This window comes from Streptomyces sp. NBC_00647 (genome assembly GCF_045207245.1).
Lineage (GTDB): Bacteria > Actinomycetota > Actinomycetes > Streptomycetales > Streptomycetaceae > Streptomyces.
On sequence record NZ_CP109040.1, the window covers coordinates 876,059 to 890,801 of the forward strand.

The 14,743-nt window shown below is 71.8% G+C and carries 7 protein-coding genes and 2 pseudogenes; 6 read left to right on the forward strand and 3 right to left on the reverse strand.

What is annotated here, in order from left to right; translation table 11 throughout:
- The first annotated feature begins 25 nt into the window (after nt 1-25).
- Entirely contained in the window at nt 26-853 is an 828-nt protein-coding gene (locus OG788_RS03800) for an SPASM domain-containing protein (protein ID WP_406369092.1), read from the forward strand.
- Nucleotides 854-979: 126 nt separating this feature from the next.
- Nucleotides 980-5,098 (forward strand): molybdopterin-dependent oxidoreductase, encoded by a 4,119-nt coding sequence (locus tag OG788_RS03805; protein ID WP_406376660.1) that lies wholly within the window; start codon nt 980-982, stop codon nt 5,096-5,098.
- Between the two features lie 69 nt (nt 5,099-5,167).
- Here the strand turns inward: OG788_RS03805 and OG788_RS03810 are convergent, their stop codons facing one another.
- The 3 genes and pseudogenes from OG788_RS03810 to OG788_RS03820 all read right to left on the reverse strand — a co-directional run.
- Entirely contained in the window at nt 5,168-5,671 is a 504-nt protein-coding gene (locus OG788_RS03810; protein ID WP_406369093.1) for an NUDIX hydrolase, read from the reverse strand.
- A gap of 173 nt (nt 5,672-5,844) precedes the next feature.
- Nucleotides 5,845-6,075 carry a hypothetical protein gene (locus OG788_RS03815; protein ID WP_351545270.1) on the reverse strand — a complete coding sequence of 77 codons (231 nt, stop codon included), beginning with the start codon at nt 6,073-6,075 and terminating at the stop codon, nt 5,845-5,847.
- Nucleotides 6,072-9,062, reverse strand: a pseudogene (locus OG788_RS03820) (amidohydrolase family protein); the annotation flags it as partial. The pseudogene OG788_RS03820 and the gene OG788_RS03815, both read right to left, overlap by 4 nt.
- Before the next feature lie 5 nt (nt 9,063-9,067).
- Here OG788_RS03820 and OG788_RS03825 point away from each other — a divergent pair.
- The 4 genes and pseudogenes from OG788_RS03825 to meaB form a co-directional block, all read left to right on the forward strand.
- Nucleotides 9,068-9,577: pseudogene (locus tag OG788_RS03825) on the forward strand (iron-siderophore ABC transporter substrate-binding protein); the annotation flags it as partial.
- Nucleotides 9,578-9,760: 183 nt separating this feature from the next.
- On the forward strand, nt 9,761-11,569 hold the full coding sequence (locus tag OG788_RS03830; protein ID WP_406369094.1) for a methylmalonyl-CoA mutase family protein: 1,809 nt from the start codon (nt 9,761-9,763) through the stop codon (nt 11,567-11,569).
- Nucleotides 11,569-13,743, forward strand: a complete 2,175-nt coding sequence (gene scpA / locus OG788_RS03835; protein WP_351556359.1) for a methylmalonyl-CoA mutase — start codon at nt 11,569-11,571, stop codon at nt 13,741-13,743. The genes OG788_RS03830 and scpA overlap by 1 nt, the downstream gene beginning before the upstream one ends.
- Nucleotides 13,740-14,723 (forward strand): methylmalonyl Co-A mutase-associated GTPase MeaB, encoded by a 984-nt coding sequence (gene meaB, locus OG788_RS03840; protein ID WP_406369095.1) that lies wholly within the window; start codon nt 13,740-13,742, stop codon nt 14,721-14,723. Before scpA ends, meaB begins: the two co-directional genes overlap by 4 nt.
- Nucleotides 14,724-14,743: the final 20 nt, after the last annotated feature.

Here is a 14,743-nt window from a genome sequence, read left to right on the forward strand (position 1 = left end):
AGAACCTTGGACGTGCCCCAGGGCCATGACGACCACTCAGGAGCCGGCGCAGGAGGCGGACGCGCTCGTCGCCGAGCCGCTGGTGCGCACCGAGATCGACATCGAGGACGCCCGGTGTCGACCGGGCCTCAACGTCGTGCCGCACCGCCACAATCTCGACGCGGTGGCCGGGCTCATCGAGCCGGCCGTGGCCTGGGACGCGGAACGGATCGAGCTGGCCAACACCCAGTTCTACGGCTGGGGGCTGCTCAACCGCGCCGCGCTCATGCCGACCCGGGACCAGCTCGCCCGTGCGGTGTCCGAGGTGGAGAGCCTCAGAACGCTCCTGGGCAGCGGCCTCGACATCACCTGGGTGGTGCCGGACCACTTCTCCGGCACCCCCAAACCGTGCATGGGCGGCTGGGGCTCCGTCTCGCTCACCGTGACACCCGACGGGACCACCCTGCCGTGCCCCGCGGCGGCCGCTCTGCCCGAGCTCGCCCCACCGAGCGTCCTCGACCGGCCGCTGCGCTGGATCTGGGAGGAGTCACCCGCCTTCAACCGCTATCGCGGCACCGACTGGTTGCCCTCCCCCTGCCGCACCTGCGACCGGCGAGGACTTCGGCGGCTGCCGCTGCCAGGCATACGCCCTCACCGGAGACTCCGCGCGCACCGACCCCGCCTGCGCTCTCTCCCCCGACCACCCGACCCTGCTCGCTCTCACCGAGCCGGGAGCGGAACCGGTCCGACTCGTTCCGCGACGCCCTACGAGCCTGTCCCGCGGCCCGCGCGGGTGAGGAGCGGGACTCCCTCCTCACAAGCCCCGCCGCACAGCTGTGTGGAGCGCGTAACCCCTGGTGAGCGGGCGGTGTGACAACCGCGTAATGGGACCTTCGTAGCGTCGGGGGAGGAAGGAACCGATCACACGGAGGGGCCGCTCGTGACCACGACCACCCAGCAGGTACGGACGGTCTGCTCGTACTGCGGTGTCGGCTGCGGGATGGTCCTCGACATCGGCATGGGCCCCGACGGGCGGCGTACGGTCCTGAAGGCGTCCGGTGACAAGACGCACCCGGCCAACTTCGGGCGGCTGTGCACCAAGGGCGCGACGACGGCCGACATGCTCGCCGCCCCCGGGAGGCTGGCCTCCGCGCTCGTGCGCGCCGAGCGAGGGGCGGCGGCCGAGCCCGCCCCGGTGGACGCCGGGATCGCCGAGACGGCGCGGCGGCTCCGGGCGGTGATCGACGAGCACGGCCCGGACGCCTTCGCCTTCTATGTCTCCGGGCAGATGAGTCTGGAGGCCCAGTACCTGGCGAACAAGCTGGCCAAGGGCTTCGTACGGACCAACCAGATCGAGTCGAACTCCCGGCTGTGCATGGCCAGTGCGGGCACCGGATACAAGCTGTCGCTGGGCGCGGACGGCCCGCCCGGCTCGTACCAGGACTTCGAGCACGCCGACGTCTTCTTCGTGATCGGCTCCAACATGGCCGACTGCCACCCCATCCTCTTCCTCAGGATGATGGACCGGGTCAAGTCGGGCGGCGCCAAGCTGATCGTCGTCGACCCTCGGCGCAGCGCGACCGCCGACAAGGCGGATCTGTTCCTGCCGGTCCGGCCGGGAACGGACCTGGCTCTGCTGAACGGCCTGATGCACCTGCTGTACGAGAACGGGCACACCGACCCCGAGTTCATCGCCGCGCACACCGAGGGGTGGGAGGCGATGCCGGAGTTCCTGGCCGACTACCCGCCCGCCCAGGTCGCCGACATCACCGGTATCCCGGAGGACGACATCCGCGAGGCGGCCCGGCTCATCGGCGAGGCCGGGGAGTGGATGAGCTGCTGGACCATGGGCCTCAACCAGTCCACGCACGGCACCTGGAACACCAACGCGCTGGTCAACCTGCATCTCGCGACCGGCGCGATCTGCCGGCCCGGCAGCGGTCCGTTCTCGCTGACCGGTCAGCCGAACGCCATGGGCGGCCGGGAGATGGGGTACATGGGCCCGGGCCTGCCCGGGCAGCGGTCGGTGCTGGTCGACGAGGAGCGTGCCTTCGTCGAGGAGCTGTGGGACCTGCCACCGGGCACGGTTCGCAAGGACGGGGTCGGCCAGGGCACGATCGAGATGTTCCAGAAGATGGCCGACGGGGACATCAAGGCGTGCTGGATCATCTGCACCAACCCCGTCGCGTCCGTCGCCAACCGCAAGACGGTCATCGAGGGCCTGGAGCGGGCCGAGTTCGTCGTCGCCCAGGACGTCTTCGCCGAGACGGAGACCAACGCGTACGCGGATGTCGTCCTGCCGGGAGCGCTGTGGACCGAGACCGAGGGCGTCCTCGTCAACAGCGAGCGCAATGTCACCCTCGCACAGCCCGCGGTGGAGCCGCCCGGGGAGGCCATGGCGGACTGGCGGATCATCGCCGCCGTCGCCCGCGCGATGGGGTACGAGCGGGGGTTCTCGTACGACAGCGCGGAGGAGGTCTTCGAGGAGATCAAGCGCGCCCACAATCCGAGGACCGGCTACGACCTGCGGGGCGTGACCTATGACCGGCTGCGGTCCACGCCGGTGCAATGGCCGGCCGCGCGCGAGGACGGTCCCGACCGCAACCCGATCCGCTATGTGGACGAGGACGGCGCAGGTCCGGTCTTCCCCACGGCGAGCGGCCGGGCGGTGTTCCACGCCCGCCCGCACATCCCGGCCGCCGAGATGCCGGACGACGACTACCCGTACGTCCTGAACACCGGACGGTTGCAGCACCAGTGGCACACCCTCACCAAGACGGGCAAGGTCGCCAGACTCAACAAGCTCAACCCGGGACCCTTCGTGGAACTGCACCCGGAAGACGCCGCCACGCTCGGTGTCGCCGACGGTGACTCGGTGGAGGTCGCGTCGCGGCGCGGACGGGCCGTGCTGCCCGCCGTGGTGTCCGACCGGGTACGGCCGGGCTGCTGCTTCGCGCCCTTCCACTGGAATGATCTGTTCGGCGAATACCTCAGCGTCAACGCCGTCACCAGCGACGCCGTCGACCCGCTCTCCTTCCAGCCGGAGTTCAAGGTCTGCGCGGTGTCCCTGACGAAGGTGGCGACCCCGGTGTCCGTGGCGGGACCGCCCGTAGCCGCGACGGACGCCCGCACCGGCGCGGCGGTGACCCCCGCGTCCGGGGGAACGCCCGCACATGCCTCCGTCCCCGCCGTCCCCGTGGGGCTCTCGGACGCCTTCGGACTGCAGCCCGCTCCACCGCCCGTCCTGGCCGAGCACGAGCGCCGGTACCTGATCGGCTTCCTCGCCGGCATCGCCTCGGGCGCGCCCGGTGTGCCGGTGCTGCCGCCGGGCGCGCCCTTCAGCCCCGAGCACGCGCTGTGGGTGAACGGCGTGCTCGCCGGCATGTACTCCCGGGCCGATCCCGGAACTCCGGCCCCGGCCACGTCTCCCGCCGCCCCCGTCCGGGAGATCGTCGTTCTGTGGGCGTCGCAGACCGGCAACGCCGAGGAGTTCGCGGCGGCGGCCGCCGACCGGCTCACCACCACCGGACACAAGGCCACGCTCGTCGACATGGACGACGCACACCCCCGGTCCCTGCCCGCGGGCGCCGACATCCTTCTGATCACCAGCACCTTCGGGGACGGCGACGCGCCCGACAACGGCTCGGGCTTCTGGGACGCCCTGGCCGCGCCCGACACACCCCGCCTGGACGGCGTGCGCTACGCGGTCCTCGCGTTCGGTGACTCCTCCTACGACGACTTCTGCGGCCACGGCCGCCGCCTCGACCTGCGTCTCGACGAACTGGGCGCCGTGCGGCTCGCCCCGCGCACGGACTGCGAACCCGACTACGAGCCCTCGGCCACGGCCTGGCTCGACCAGGTCCTGACCTCGCTGACCGACGACACGGAAACGGCACCGCTGCCCGCACCGGCCACCTCGTCCGCTTCCCCGACGGAAGCGTCCGGTCTCGCGACTCGGGCGCCCGCCGGCCCGTCGCCCTGGTCCGCGTCCCGGCCGAGGAAGCCGGCGCCCGTCGCCGGCCGCCTGACCGGGAACCGGTTGCTCAGTCTCCCCGGAGCGGGCAAGGAGGTCCGCCGCTTCACCTTCGACTCGCGCGACAGCGAGACCCCGCTCGTCTACCGGGCCGGGGACGCCCTCGGCGTACGCCCCGTCAACTCCCCGGACCTCGTCACGGAATGGCTGGCCACCACCGGGCTCGCCCCGGAGAGCGCCGTGCGCCTGGACGGCACCGGCGAGATCCCGCTGCACGAGGCACTGCACCGGCATCTGGACATCACCCGCATCACGCCCGACCTGCTGCGCTTCGTCGCCGAACGCACCCATGACCGGGTGCTGAAGAAGCTGCTGCGCCCCGACAACAAGGACGAGCTGGCCAAGTGGTCCTGGGGCCGCCAGGCCGTCGACGTCATCGCCGAACACGGGGTCCGCGTCGGCGCGCAGGAGTGGGCCGACGTGCTGAAGCCGCTCCAGCCCCGTCTGTACTCCATCTCCTCCAGTCCGCTGACCGACCCTCACCTCGTCTCGCTCACGGTCTCGGTCGTGCGGTTCGAGAACAGGGTCGGGCGGCCGCGCCAGGGTGTCTGTTCGCCCTTTCTCGCCGACGCGGCCCCCGACACGTCCGTGCCGCTCTTCGTCCAGCCCTCCCCCAGGTTCCGGCCCCCGGCCGACCCCGCCACCCCCATGGTGATGGTGGGCCCCGGCACCGGGGTCGCCCCCTTCATCGGCTTCCTGCACGAGCGCCACGCCCTCGGTCACCGCGCGCCCAACTGGCTGTTCTTCGGCGAACAGCACCGGGCCACCGACTTCTACTACGAGGACGAGCTCACCGCCTTCCTCGCCGACGGCACGCTCACCCGCCTCGACACCGCCTTCTCCCGCGACCAGCGCACCAAGGTCTACGTCCAGGACAGGATGCGCGAACACGGCCCCCAGTTGTGGTCCTGGCTCCAGGAGGGAGCGCACTTCTACGTGTGCGGCGACGCCTCCCGCATGGCCAAGGACGTCGACCAGGCCCTGCGCGACATCGCCACCGCCCACGGCGGCCACAGCACGGACGGGGCCGCCGCGTACGTCAAGCAACTCGCCGCCGAGAAGCGGTACGTCCGTGACGTGTACTGACGCTCGGGCGCGCCGACACCGGCCGGCACGGCCTCGACCTGCCGGCCGGTGTCGGCGCGCCCGTCGAGCTCAGGGTGAGGTGCCACCGGGCCCGTTCGGCACGAAGCCGAGGTCGACGGGTGTCATGGGCGGGCCGTCCTGTCGTACGGCCGCCAGCAGTTCCGGGAGTTGCGGGGGCCACAGTGGCTCCACGGCGTCCGACAGATCGGCCGGCGACCACCATCTCCCCCGCAGAATCCCGTCCGCCGCGTGCGACTCGACCAGTTCGCCCAGCAGATCCCGGCGAGGCCCGTACGCGAGGAAGATGTGCTCGTGCTGGCGCACCGGGACACCGGCCCGGGTGAAGTCGTGCTCCCAGAGGCACAACACGGTGCCGTCGAGCTCGATGTCACTCCACCCGGTCTCCTCGCGCAGCTCGCGCTCGACCGCCTCGAGGGGCGACTCCCCCGGATCCATTCCGCCGCCGGGCAACGCCCAGTGGACGCCGACCTCCTCGTTGTCGTACCGGAACATGAAAACTGCCCCCGCCGGGTCCAGCACCGCGACTCTGGCTGCCTGTCTGGGTATCCGCATCGGCTCACCCTGCCAGAGCCCGGCGGCACTGTCGATCAACGGACCGGGGCACCACAGCCCATGAAGACGGCCCTGCGTCGGATCGCCCGGACCGGGGTCGTGTGCACCACCGACCAGGTGCTGCGCGAGCCGCTGCACCGCACGACCTCACCGGACGTCGTGGCGCACTCGCTTCAGGAGCAGCGGCGTCCGGGATAGTCGTCGCTCTCCGGTACGCCCGCCTCTCGCATCCTGCGCAGCACCTCCCGCAGGGTTCCCTCGTCCTCCATCGGCACAGGGCCGTTGATGTCCCGGTCGAACACCATCACCTCTGTCGGGGAGTTCCAGATCACCCACCTCAGCGGGTCCGGTGACGCTCCCTCCGGACCCGCGTAGGGATCGGCGCCGTCCGCCCGTGCGCTCACAGCCTCGCCTCCTCGGTCTCCCGGCCGCCGACGAATGTCGCGACCACCTCGATGTCGCCGATGCGGGACGTCTCCACGGCTCTCGGGTCGTCCCCGAGGACGGCCAGGTCGGCGCACTTCCCCGGCGCGAGGCTTCCCACGCTGTCCTCCCAGTGACAGGCGAAGGCCCCGCCGACCGTGTACGCGCGCAGCGCCTCCTCCACCGTGATGGCCTCGTCAGGGCCGATCGCACGCCCCGACGCCGAGGCTCGCTCCACCATGAACTGGACGGCCCGCAAAGGGGATCCGTCCGTCACGGGACGGTCCGAGCTGCCCACCAGCGTGACGCCGTGCTCCAGGAACCCCCTCCCCCGGTACAGCCAGGGGGCCCGCTCCGGCCCCATGATCGCGGCGTAGTCGTCCCCGAACGAGCGCAGGAAGTTCGGCTGGACGACGGCGATCACTCCGAGCCGGGCGAACCGGGCCAGTTGGTCGGGCCGGACGAGACCCGCGTGTTCGACGCGGTGCCGTGCGTCCGGGCGCGGCCGGACGCGCTGGGCCCTCTCCAGCGCGTCCAGGGCCACATCGACCGCCCGGTCGCCGATGGCGTGGACGGCGAGCTGCCATCCCGCGAGATGGCCGTCGACGACGGTCCGGACGAGCTGGTCCGGATCGTCCTGCAACTGACCGGCGTGGGCCAGCCGTTCGTAGGGGCTGGTCAGTGCCGCCGTACGCGCCATCATGCCGCCGTCGGTGTAGACCTTGAGGGCTCCCACGGACAGCCACGCGCCACCGAACCCGGTGCGCAGGCCGAGGTCGAGAGCGCGGGGGATGCCGTCGGACGTGTGCGCGACGACCGGGTGCAGTCGGTCCGCGGCCACCATCAGCTGCACCCGGAGCGGCAACCGGCCCGTTCCGCGGGCGAGTTGGTACGCGCCGAGTTCGACCGGGCTGTGACCGAACAGGGCGTCCGCGATGCCTGCTTCCGCGCAGGCCGTCACTCCCTCCGCCAGACACTCCCGGGCTGCGCGCCCGATCGCGTCCGCGAGATCCTCCTGCGCGTGGGGAAGCCGCAGTGCCCGTGCGACGCCCATCGCCGCCTCGGCGAGAAAGCCCTCCTCGTGCGGGAGACCGGCGGGCAGCAGTTCCAGGACGGCGGTGCTGACCATGCAGCCGTGTCCGGAGTCGTGCATCAGGAACACTTTGCGCCCGGCGCTCACCTTGTCCAGCTCGACGGCGGTCAGATGACGGCCCAGCGGCCGCTGGTCGTATCCCGCGAGGTTCACCCAGCCGCCCTCCGGAACCTGTGCCGCGGACGCGGCCACGACCGCGAGTACCTCCTCCACGGTGTCGCAGGCCGCGATGCTCGGGTCGACGGGGGCGAGGACCGGGGTCCGCCCCGCCGTCACGTCCTGCCAGGCGGCGGCGAGGTCGGGCAGCAGGATGCGCCAGGACACGCCGTCGACGACCAGGTGGTGGACGAGCAGGAGCAGTCGTCCGGGAGTGTCGGGGCCCGCGTCGAACCAGACGCCCTGCACCATCCGCCCGGCGTCCGGGACGAGGCGGTCCTGTGCCGCGCGGGCGTGCTCGCCCACGGCGGCACGGAGCGCCGGCTCGTCGGTGTCGGTCACGTCCACGCGCAGCAGCCAGGACGCCGGGTCCACGCTGCCCGGCGCGGGCACCCGGAGCGACCACTCCTCGGTGCCCGCGGCGCCGGTTCGCTCCAGGCGGGCCCGCAGCAGATCGTGCCGGTCGGTGACGGCCTGGAGCACGGTGTGCAGGTCGGCCAGGTCCAGGGCCGCGGGCGTCCGCACGAACGCGACCTGGTGGTAGCCCGAGATCGGACCGCCCAGCTCCCGCAGCGCGTGCATGATCGGCGTCAGCGGCACGGTGCCCGAACCGTCGTCGTGCGCCGGGCTCCCGGCGTCCGGGCCCAGCTCCACCGCGACGGCGGCCAGGGCGGCGACCGTGCGGTGCCGGAAGACCTGGCGCGGGGTGACGCGCAGCCCGGCGGCGCGCGCCCGGCTGACGAGTTGCATGGCGACGATGCTGTCGCCGCCGAGGGCGAAGAAGTCGTCGTCGGCGCCGATCCCGGGCAGCCCCAGCACCTCGGCGAAGTGGAGGCACAAGGTGCGTTCCCTGTCGTTCGCGGGCTCGCGGCCGCTCACGGTGAGGGTGAACTCGGGGACCGGGAGGGCCTTTCGGTCGAGCTTGCCGTTGGACAGCAGCGGCAGCGCGTCCAGGATCAGGACGGCGGCCGGGACCATGTAGTCCGGCAGCGCGGCGGCCAACTGGGCGCGCAGCTCGGCCGGGTCCGGGGTGGGGGCGCCCTCGGCCGGAACCACGTACGCGGCCAGTTGCCTGACCCTCGGCCGGTCCTCGCGGGCGACGCCCACGACCTGCCCCACGCCCGCGTGCCGGTCGAGCACGGCCTCGATCTCGGCGAGTTCGATGCGGAAGCCGCGGATCTTGACCTGGTCGTCGGCGCGCCCGAGGTAGTCGAGCTGTCCGCCGTCGTTCCAGCGGGCGAGGTCGCCGGTGCGGTACATCCGGGTGCCGGGAGGGCCGTACGGATCGGCGACGAACCGCTCGGCGGTGAGGTCCGGACGGCCGAGGTAGCCGCGGGCCAGCCCCTCCCCCGCGAGGTACAACTCACCTGTCACACCGGGCAGTACGGGTCGCAGGGCCGCGTCCAGCACATAGGCGCGGGTGTTGCCGACGGGTCGGCCGACCAGGGGCCGGTCGCTCTCGCCGACGCGGGCGGCGAGAGCGTCGACGGTGGCCTCGGTGGGGCCGTAGAGGTTGAACGCGGCGGTGGACTCCAGCGCCGCGAGTTCGTTCCAGAGCGCGTCGGGCACGGCCTCGCCGCCGACGCCGACCACCGCGAGCGGGCACGCTCCGTCCTTGATCAGGCCCGTGTCGGCCATCTGGGCGAGGAAGGAGGGAGTGACCTCGATGAAGTCCAGCCGCTGGGACCGGATCGCCTCGGCCGTGAGCTCCGGGTCTCGTCGTCCAGGAGGCGAAGGCCGCGTCGGTGGTGAGCGGCGTCGAGGCCGGCTTCAAGGCGGCGGCCGCGAAGAATCCGGCGTTCGCCAAGGCCGAGGCCGTCATGGCGACCCCGTACGAGGGCATCTTCGTCTTCGGCAGCCAGGACCCCCGTTCACGTGTCCTCACCGACCTGGGCTTCACCCTGCCAACCGACCTGGACAAGGTCATCGGCGACGAGTTCGGGGCCAACATCTCCAAGGAGCGCACCGACCTGCTGGACACCGACGCGATCGTGTGGATCGTCTCCGACACGGCCAAGGACGAGAGCAAACTGCACAAGGGCGCCCTGTACGCGGACCTGAAGGTCGCTCGGCAGAACCGGGAGGTCTACATCAAGGAGACCAGCGACTACGGCAACTCCGTCTCCTTCGTCACGGTGCTCAGCCTGCCGTACATGCTCGACCGGCTGGTGCCTCAGCTGGCCGCCGCGGTCGACGGCGATCCCGCGACGAAGGTGCCCGCCCCCGCGGCCTGACACCGGCGGAACCGGCCCCTCCACCGGGGGCCGGGGGTACGGACATCCGCACCTCCGGCCCCGGCCGCCTCACCCGCACACCGTCGGGCCCGACCGCTGAGAGCTGGATCACCGACAGCAAGAGGTCAAGGTCACAGGCGTCACCTCTGCTGTCGCCACGGATCTCTGACCTAGCATCCGAGCATGACAGTCCTGCCCAATGACGGGCTCGCGCTGGCCGCCGAGTTCCCTTCCGCGACCCATGACCAGTGGCAGCTCCTGGTAGAAGGCGTGCTGCGCAAATCGGGCAAGGAGGTCTCGAGCGCGACAGCCGAAGACGCGCTGTCCACCTCGCTCGAGGACGGGCTCGCCACCAGGCCCCTGTACACCGCGCGTGACACGGCCGCCGATCCCGGTTTCCCCGGATTCGCCCCCTTCGTCCGGGGCAGCCGGCCCGAGGGCAACGCCGCCGGCGGCTGGGACGTACGGCAGCGGCACACGGCCGCCGACAACGCCCTGGTGCTCGGGGACCTGGAGAACGGCGTCACCTCGCTGTGGCTCGCCGTCGGCGAGGGCGGCATCCCGGTCTCCTCGCTCGAGAAGGTCCTCGCGGGCGTCTACCTCGATCTGGCCCCCGTCGCCCTCGACGCCGGACGTGACGTCGAAGCGGCGGCCCGGGAGTTGTTCCGGCTGTATGAGGAACGCGGCGTCGTGCCGAGTGAGGTACGCGGCACCCTCGGCGCCGACCCCCTCGGCCATGAGGCCCGTACAGGTGCCGCCATGGACTTCGCTCCGGCCGCCTCCCTCGCCCTGCGCTGTGTCGAGGAGTACCCCGGGCTGCGGGCGCTGACCGTGGACGCGCTGCCGTACCACGAGGCCGGCGGCTCCGCCGCGCAGGAACTGGGCGCCTCCCTGGCGACCGGTGTCGCCTATCTGCGGGAACTGACCGGCGCGGGGCTGTCCGTCGAACAGGCTTGTGCGCAGATCGAGTTCAGGTACGCCGCGACCGCCGACCAGTTCCTGACGATCGCCAAGCTCCGGGCGGCGCGCAGGCTGTGGGCGCGGGTCGCCGAGGTGTGCGGGGCGCCCGGCGCGGGAGCTCAGGTGCAGCACGCCGTGACCTCGCCGGTGATGATGTCGCGCCGCGATCCCTGGGTGAACATGCTGCGCACGACGGTCGCCACGCTGGCGGCAGGAGTCGGCGGCGCCGACTCCGTGACGGTCCTGCCGTTCGACCACGCGCTCGGCCTGCCGGACGCCTTCGCGCGGCGCATCGCGCGCAACACCTCGACGATCCTCATCGAGGAGTCGCATCTGGCCCGGGTGGTCGACCCTGCGGGCGGCTCCTGGTACGTGGAGAAGCTGACCGACGAACTCGCCCACGCGGGCTGGGAGTTCTTCCAGGGGATCGAGCAGAACGGCGGTCAGGCCGCCGCGCTGCGTTCGGGCCGGCTCGGCAAGGACCTGGCGGGCACCTGGGCGGCGCGCTCCGCGAAGCTCGCCAAGCGGCGCGAGCCGATCACCGGCGTCAGCGAGTTCCCGCATCTCGCCGAGCGCCCGGTGGAGCGCGTGCCCGCTCCCGCGTCACCCTCCGGCGGCCTGCCGCGGGTGCGGCGTGACGAGGCGTACGAGGCGCTGCGGGCCCGATCCGACGCGCACCTGGCCGCCACCGGGTCCCGTCCGCGGATCTACCTGGCCACCATCGGCCCCGCCGCCGCGCACACCGCACGGTCGACGTTCGTCGCGAACCTCTTCCAGGCGGGTGGCATCGAGCCCGTCACGGACGGAACCTTCGAGGACAGCGGCGCCACCGAGGCCTGTCTGTGCTCCAGTGACGCCCTGTACGAGGAGCAGGCCGCGAGCGCGGCCGAAGCCCTCGCGGCGGCCGGGGCCCAGCATGTGTTCCTGGCCGGCCGTCCCGGGCAGTACCCCGGTGTCGACGCCTATGTCTTCGCGGGCTGCGACGCCGTCGCCGTCCTCTCCGCCACCCTCGACCGCATGGGAGTGTCCTGATGGGAATCCCCGACTTCTCCGGAATCGAACTGGGGACGCCCACCGCCGAAGGCAGCGCCGACGAGTGGAGTGCCGCCGCAGAGAAGGCCACGGGCGGGAGCGAGGCCGTCTGGGAGACCCCGGAGGGCATCGCGGTCAAGCCGCTGTACACCGGCCGTGACACGGAAGGCCTCGACTTCCTGGACACGTACCCGGGCATGGCACCGTATCTGCGCGGTCCGTACCCGACGATGTACGTCAACCAGCCCTGGACGATCCGCCAGTACGCGGGCTTCTCCACCGCCGAGGAGTCCAACGCCTTCTACCGCCGCAATCTCGCGGCCGGCCAGAAGGGCCTGTCGATCGCCTTCGACCTTCCCACGCACCGCGGTTACGACAGCGACCACCCGCGTGTGACGGGCGACGTCGGCATGGCGGGCGTGGCCATCGACTCCATCTACGACATGCGGCAGCTCTTCGACGGCATCCCGCTGGACAAGATGACCGTGTCGATGACGATGAACGGCGCCGTGCTGCCCGTCCTCGCGCTGTACATCGTGGCGGCCGAGGAGCAGGGCGTGCCGCCCGAGAAGCTGGCCGGGACCATCCAGAACGACATCCTCAAAGAGTTCATGGTCCGCAACACCTACATCTACCCGCCGAAGCCGTCGATGCGGATCATCTCCGACATCTTCGCGTACACCTCGCAGCGCATGCCGCGCTACAACTCCATCTCCATCTCCGGGTACCACATCCAGGAGGCGGGCGCGACGGCCGACCTGGAGCTGGCGTACACCCTCGCGGACGGCGTGGAGTACATCCGGGCGGGCCGGGAGGCAGGGCTGGACGTGGACGCGTTCGCGCCGCGGCTGTCCTTCTTCTGGGCGATCGGCATGAACTTCTTCATGGAGATCGCCAAGATGCGGGCGGCGCGCCTGCTGTGGGCGAAGCTGGTGAAGCAGTTCGACCCGCAGAACGCCAAGTCCCTTTCCCTGCGCACCCATTCACAGACGTCCGGCTGGTCGCTGACCGCGCAGGACGTGTTCAACAACGTGACGCGTACGTGCGTGGAGGCCATGGCCGCCACCCAGGGCCACACCCAGTCGCTGCACACCAACGCCCTGGACGAGGCCCTCGCCCTGCCCACCGACTTCTCCGCGCGGATCGCCCGCAACACGCAGCTGCTGATCCAGCAGGAGTCCGGTACGACCCGGGTCATCGACCCGTGGGGCGGCAGCGCGTACATCGAGAAGCTGACGTACGACCTCGCCCGCCGCGCCTGGCAGCACATCGAGGAGGTCGAGGCGGCGGGCGGCATGGCGCAGGCCATCGACGCCGGCATCCCCAAGCTCCGGATCGAGGAGGCGGCGGCCCGCACCCAGGCCCGCATCGACTCCGGCCGCCAGCCGGTCATCGGCGTCAACAAGTACCGGGTCGAGACCGACGAGAAGATCGACGTCCTCAAGGTCGACAACTCCTCCGTACGCACGCAGCAGATCGAGAAGCTGCGGCGGCTGCGGGCCGAGCGCGACGAGCGGGCGTGCCAGGACGCGCTGGACGACCTGACACGCGCTGCGGGCGGTGAGGGCAACCTGCTGGAGCTGGCGGTGCGCGCGGCCCGCGCGATGGCCACCGTCGGGGAGATCTCGGACGCTCTGGAGAAGGTGTACGGGCGGCACGCGGGCCAGATCCGTACGATCTCCGGGGTGTACCGCAACGAAGCAGGGGAGTCTCCGTCCGTGGACCGCACCCGGGCGCTGGTGGACACGTTCGAGGAGGCCGAGGGCCGCCGACCGCGCATCCTGGTCGCCAAGATGGGCCAGGACGGTCACGACCGCGGCCAGAAGGTGATCGCGACCGCCTTCGCCGACCTCGGCTTCGACGTGGACGTCGGCCCGCTGTTCCAGACGCCGGGCGAGGTGGCCCGCCAGGCGGTGGAGGCGGACGTGCACATCGTCGGCGTCTCGTCGCTGGCCGCCGGGCATCTCACCCTCGTACCGGCGCTGCGCGAGGAGCTGGCCGCGGAAGGCCGCGAGGACATCATGATCGTGGTCGGCGGTGTGATCCCGCCGCAGGACGTGCCGACGCTCCTGGAGATGGGCGCGGCGGCCGTGTTCCCGCCCGGGACGGTGATCCCGGACGCGGCGTACGACCTCGTCCAGCGGCTCTCCACCGGTCTCGGGCACGCCCTGTGATCGAACTCGACACCTATGTCAAGGGTGTGCTCGACGGGAAGCGGGCGCTCGTCGCCCGCGCCATCACGCTCGTCGAGTCCACCCGGCCCCAGCACCGGGCGCTGGCGCAGGAGTTGCTGACCGAGCTGCTCCCGCACAGCGGGAAGGCGCGGCGGATCGGCGTCAGCGGGGTGCCGGGCGTGGGCAAGTCGACGTTCATCGACGCGTTCGGCACGATGCTGACCTCGCTCGGGCACCGGGTCGCGGTGCTCGCCGTCGATCCGTCCTCCAGCCGTACCGGCGGTTCGATCCTCGGCGACAAGACCCGTATGGAGCGCCTGGCCGTGGACCCGGCCGCGTTCATCCGCCCCTCCCCCACCGCCGGCACGCTCGGCGGGGTGGCCAAGGCGACCCGCGAGTCGATCGTGGTGATGGAGGCGGCCGGCTACGACGTGGTGCTGGTGGAGACGGTCGGTGTCGGCCAGTCCGAGACGGCCGTCGCGAACATGGTCGACTCCTTCCTCCTGCTGACGCTGGCGCGCACCGGGGACCAGTTGCAGGGCATCAAGAAGGGTGTCCTGGAGCTGGCCGACGTGATCGCCGTCAACAAGGCGGACGGCCCGCACGCGCGCGACGCCCAGTCCGCCGCGCGTGAACTGGCGGGCGCCCTGCGGCTGATGCACGGCAGGGACGCGGCGTGGACGCCGCCGGTGCTGAGTTGCAGTGCCCGCGAGTCGGCCGGTCTGGACACCGTGTGGGACCGCCTGGAACAGCACCGCACCCTGCTCGACTCGACCGGCCGTCTCGCCGACAAGCGCCGTGACCAGCAGGTCGACTGGACGTGGACGATGGTCCGCGACGAACTCCTCGGCCGTCTGCACACCGACCCGGCCGTACGGGCGCTCGCCCCCGACCTCGAACGGCAGGTGCGGGAGGGCGGGTTGACGGCCACCCTCGCGGCGGAACAGATCCTGAATGCGTTCGGCGGCACGGGCCACTGAGTCGCCCGCGGGGTGACGGG

Bases quoted from the DNA above. Each gene is read 5' to 3' on its own strand.
- OG788_RS03800 (WP_406369092.1), top strand. From the start codon at position 26: ATGACGACCACTCAGGAGCCGGCGCAGGAGGCGGACGCGCTCGTCGCC.
- OG788_RS03805 (WP_406376660.1), top strand. From the start codon at position 980: ATGGTCCTCGACATCGGCATGGGCCCCGACGGGCGGCGTACGGTCCTG.
- OG788_RS03810 (WP_406369093.1), bottom strand. From the start codon at position 5,671: ATGCGGATACCCAGACAGGCAGCCAGAGTCGCGGTGCTGGACCCGGCG.
- OG788_RS03830 (WP_406369094.1), top strand. From the start codon at position 9,761: ATGACAGTCCTGCCCAATGACGGGCTCGCGCTGGCCGCCGAGTTCCCT.
- scpA (WP_351556359.1), top strand. From the start codon at position 11,569: ATGGGAATCCCCGACTTCTCCGGAATCGAACTGGGGACGCCCACCGCC.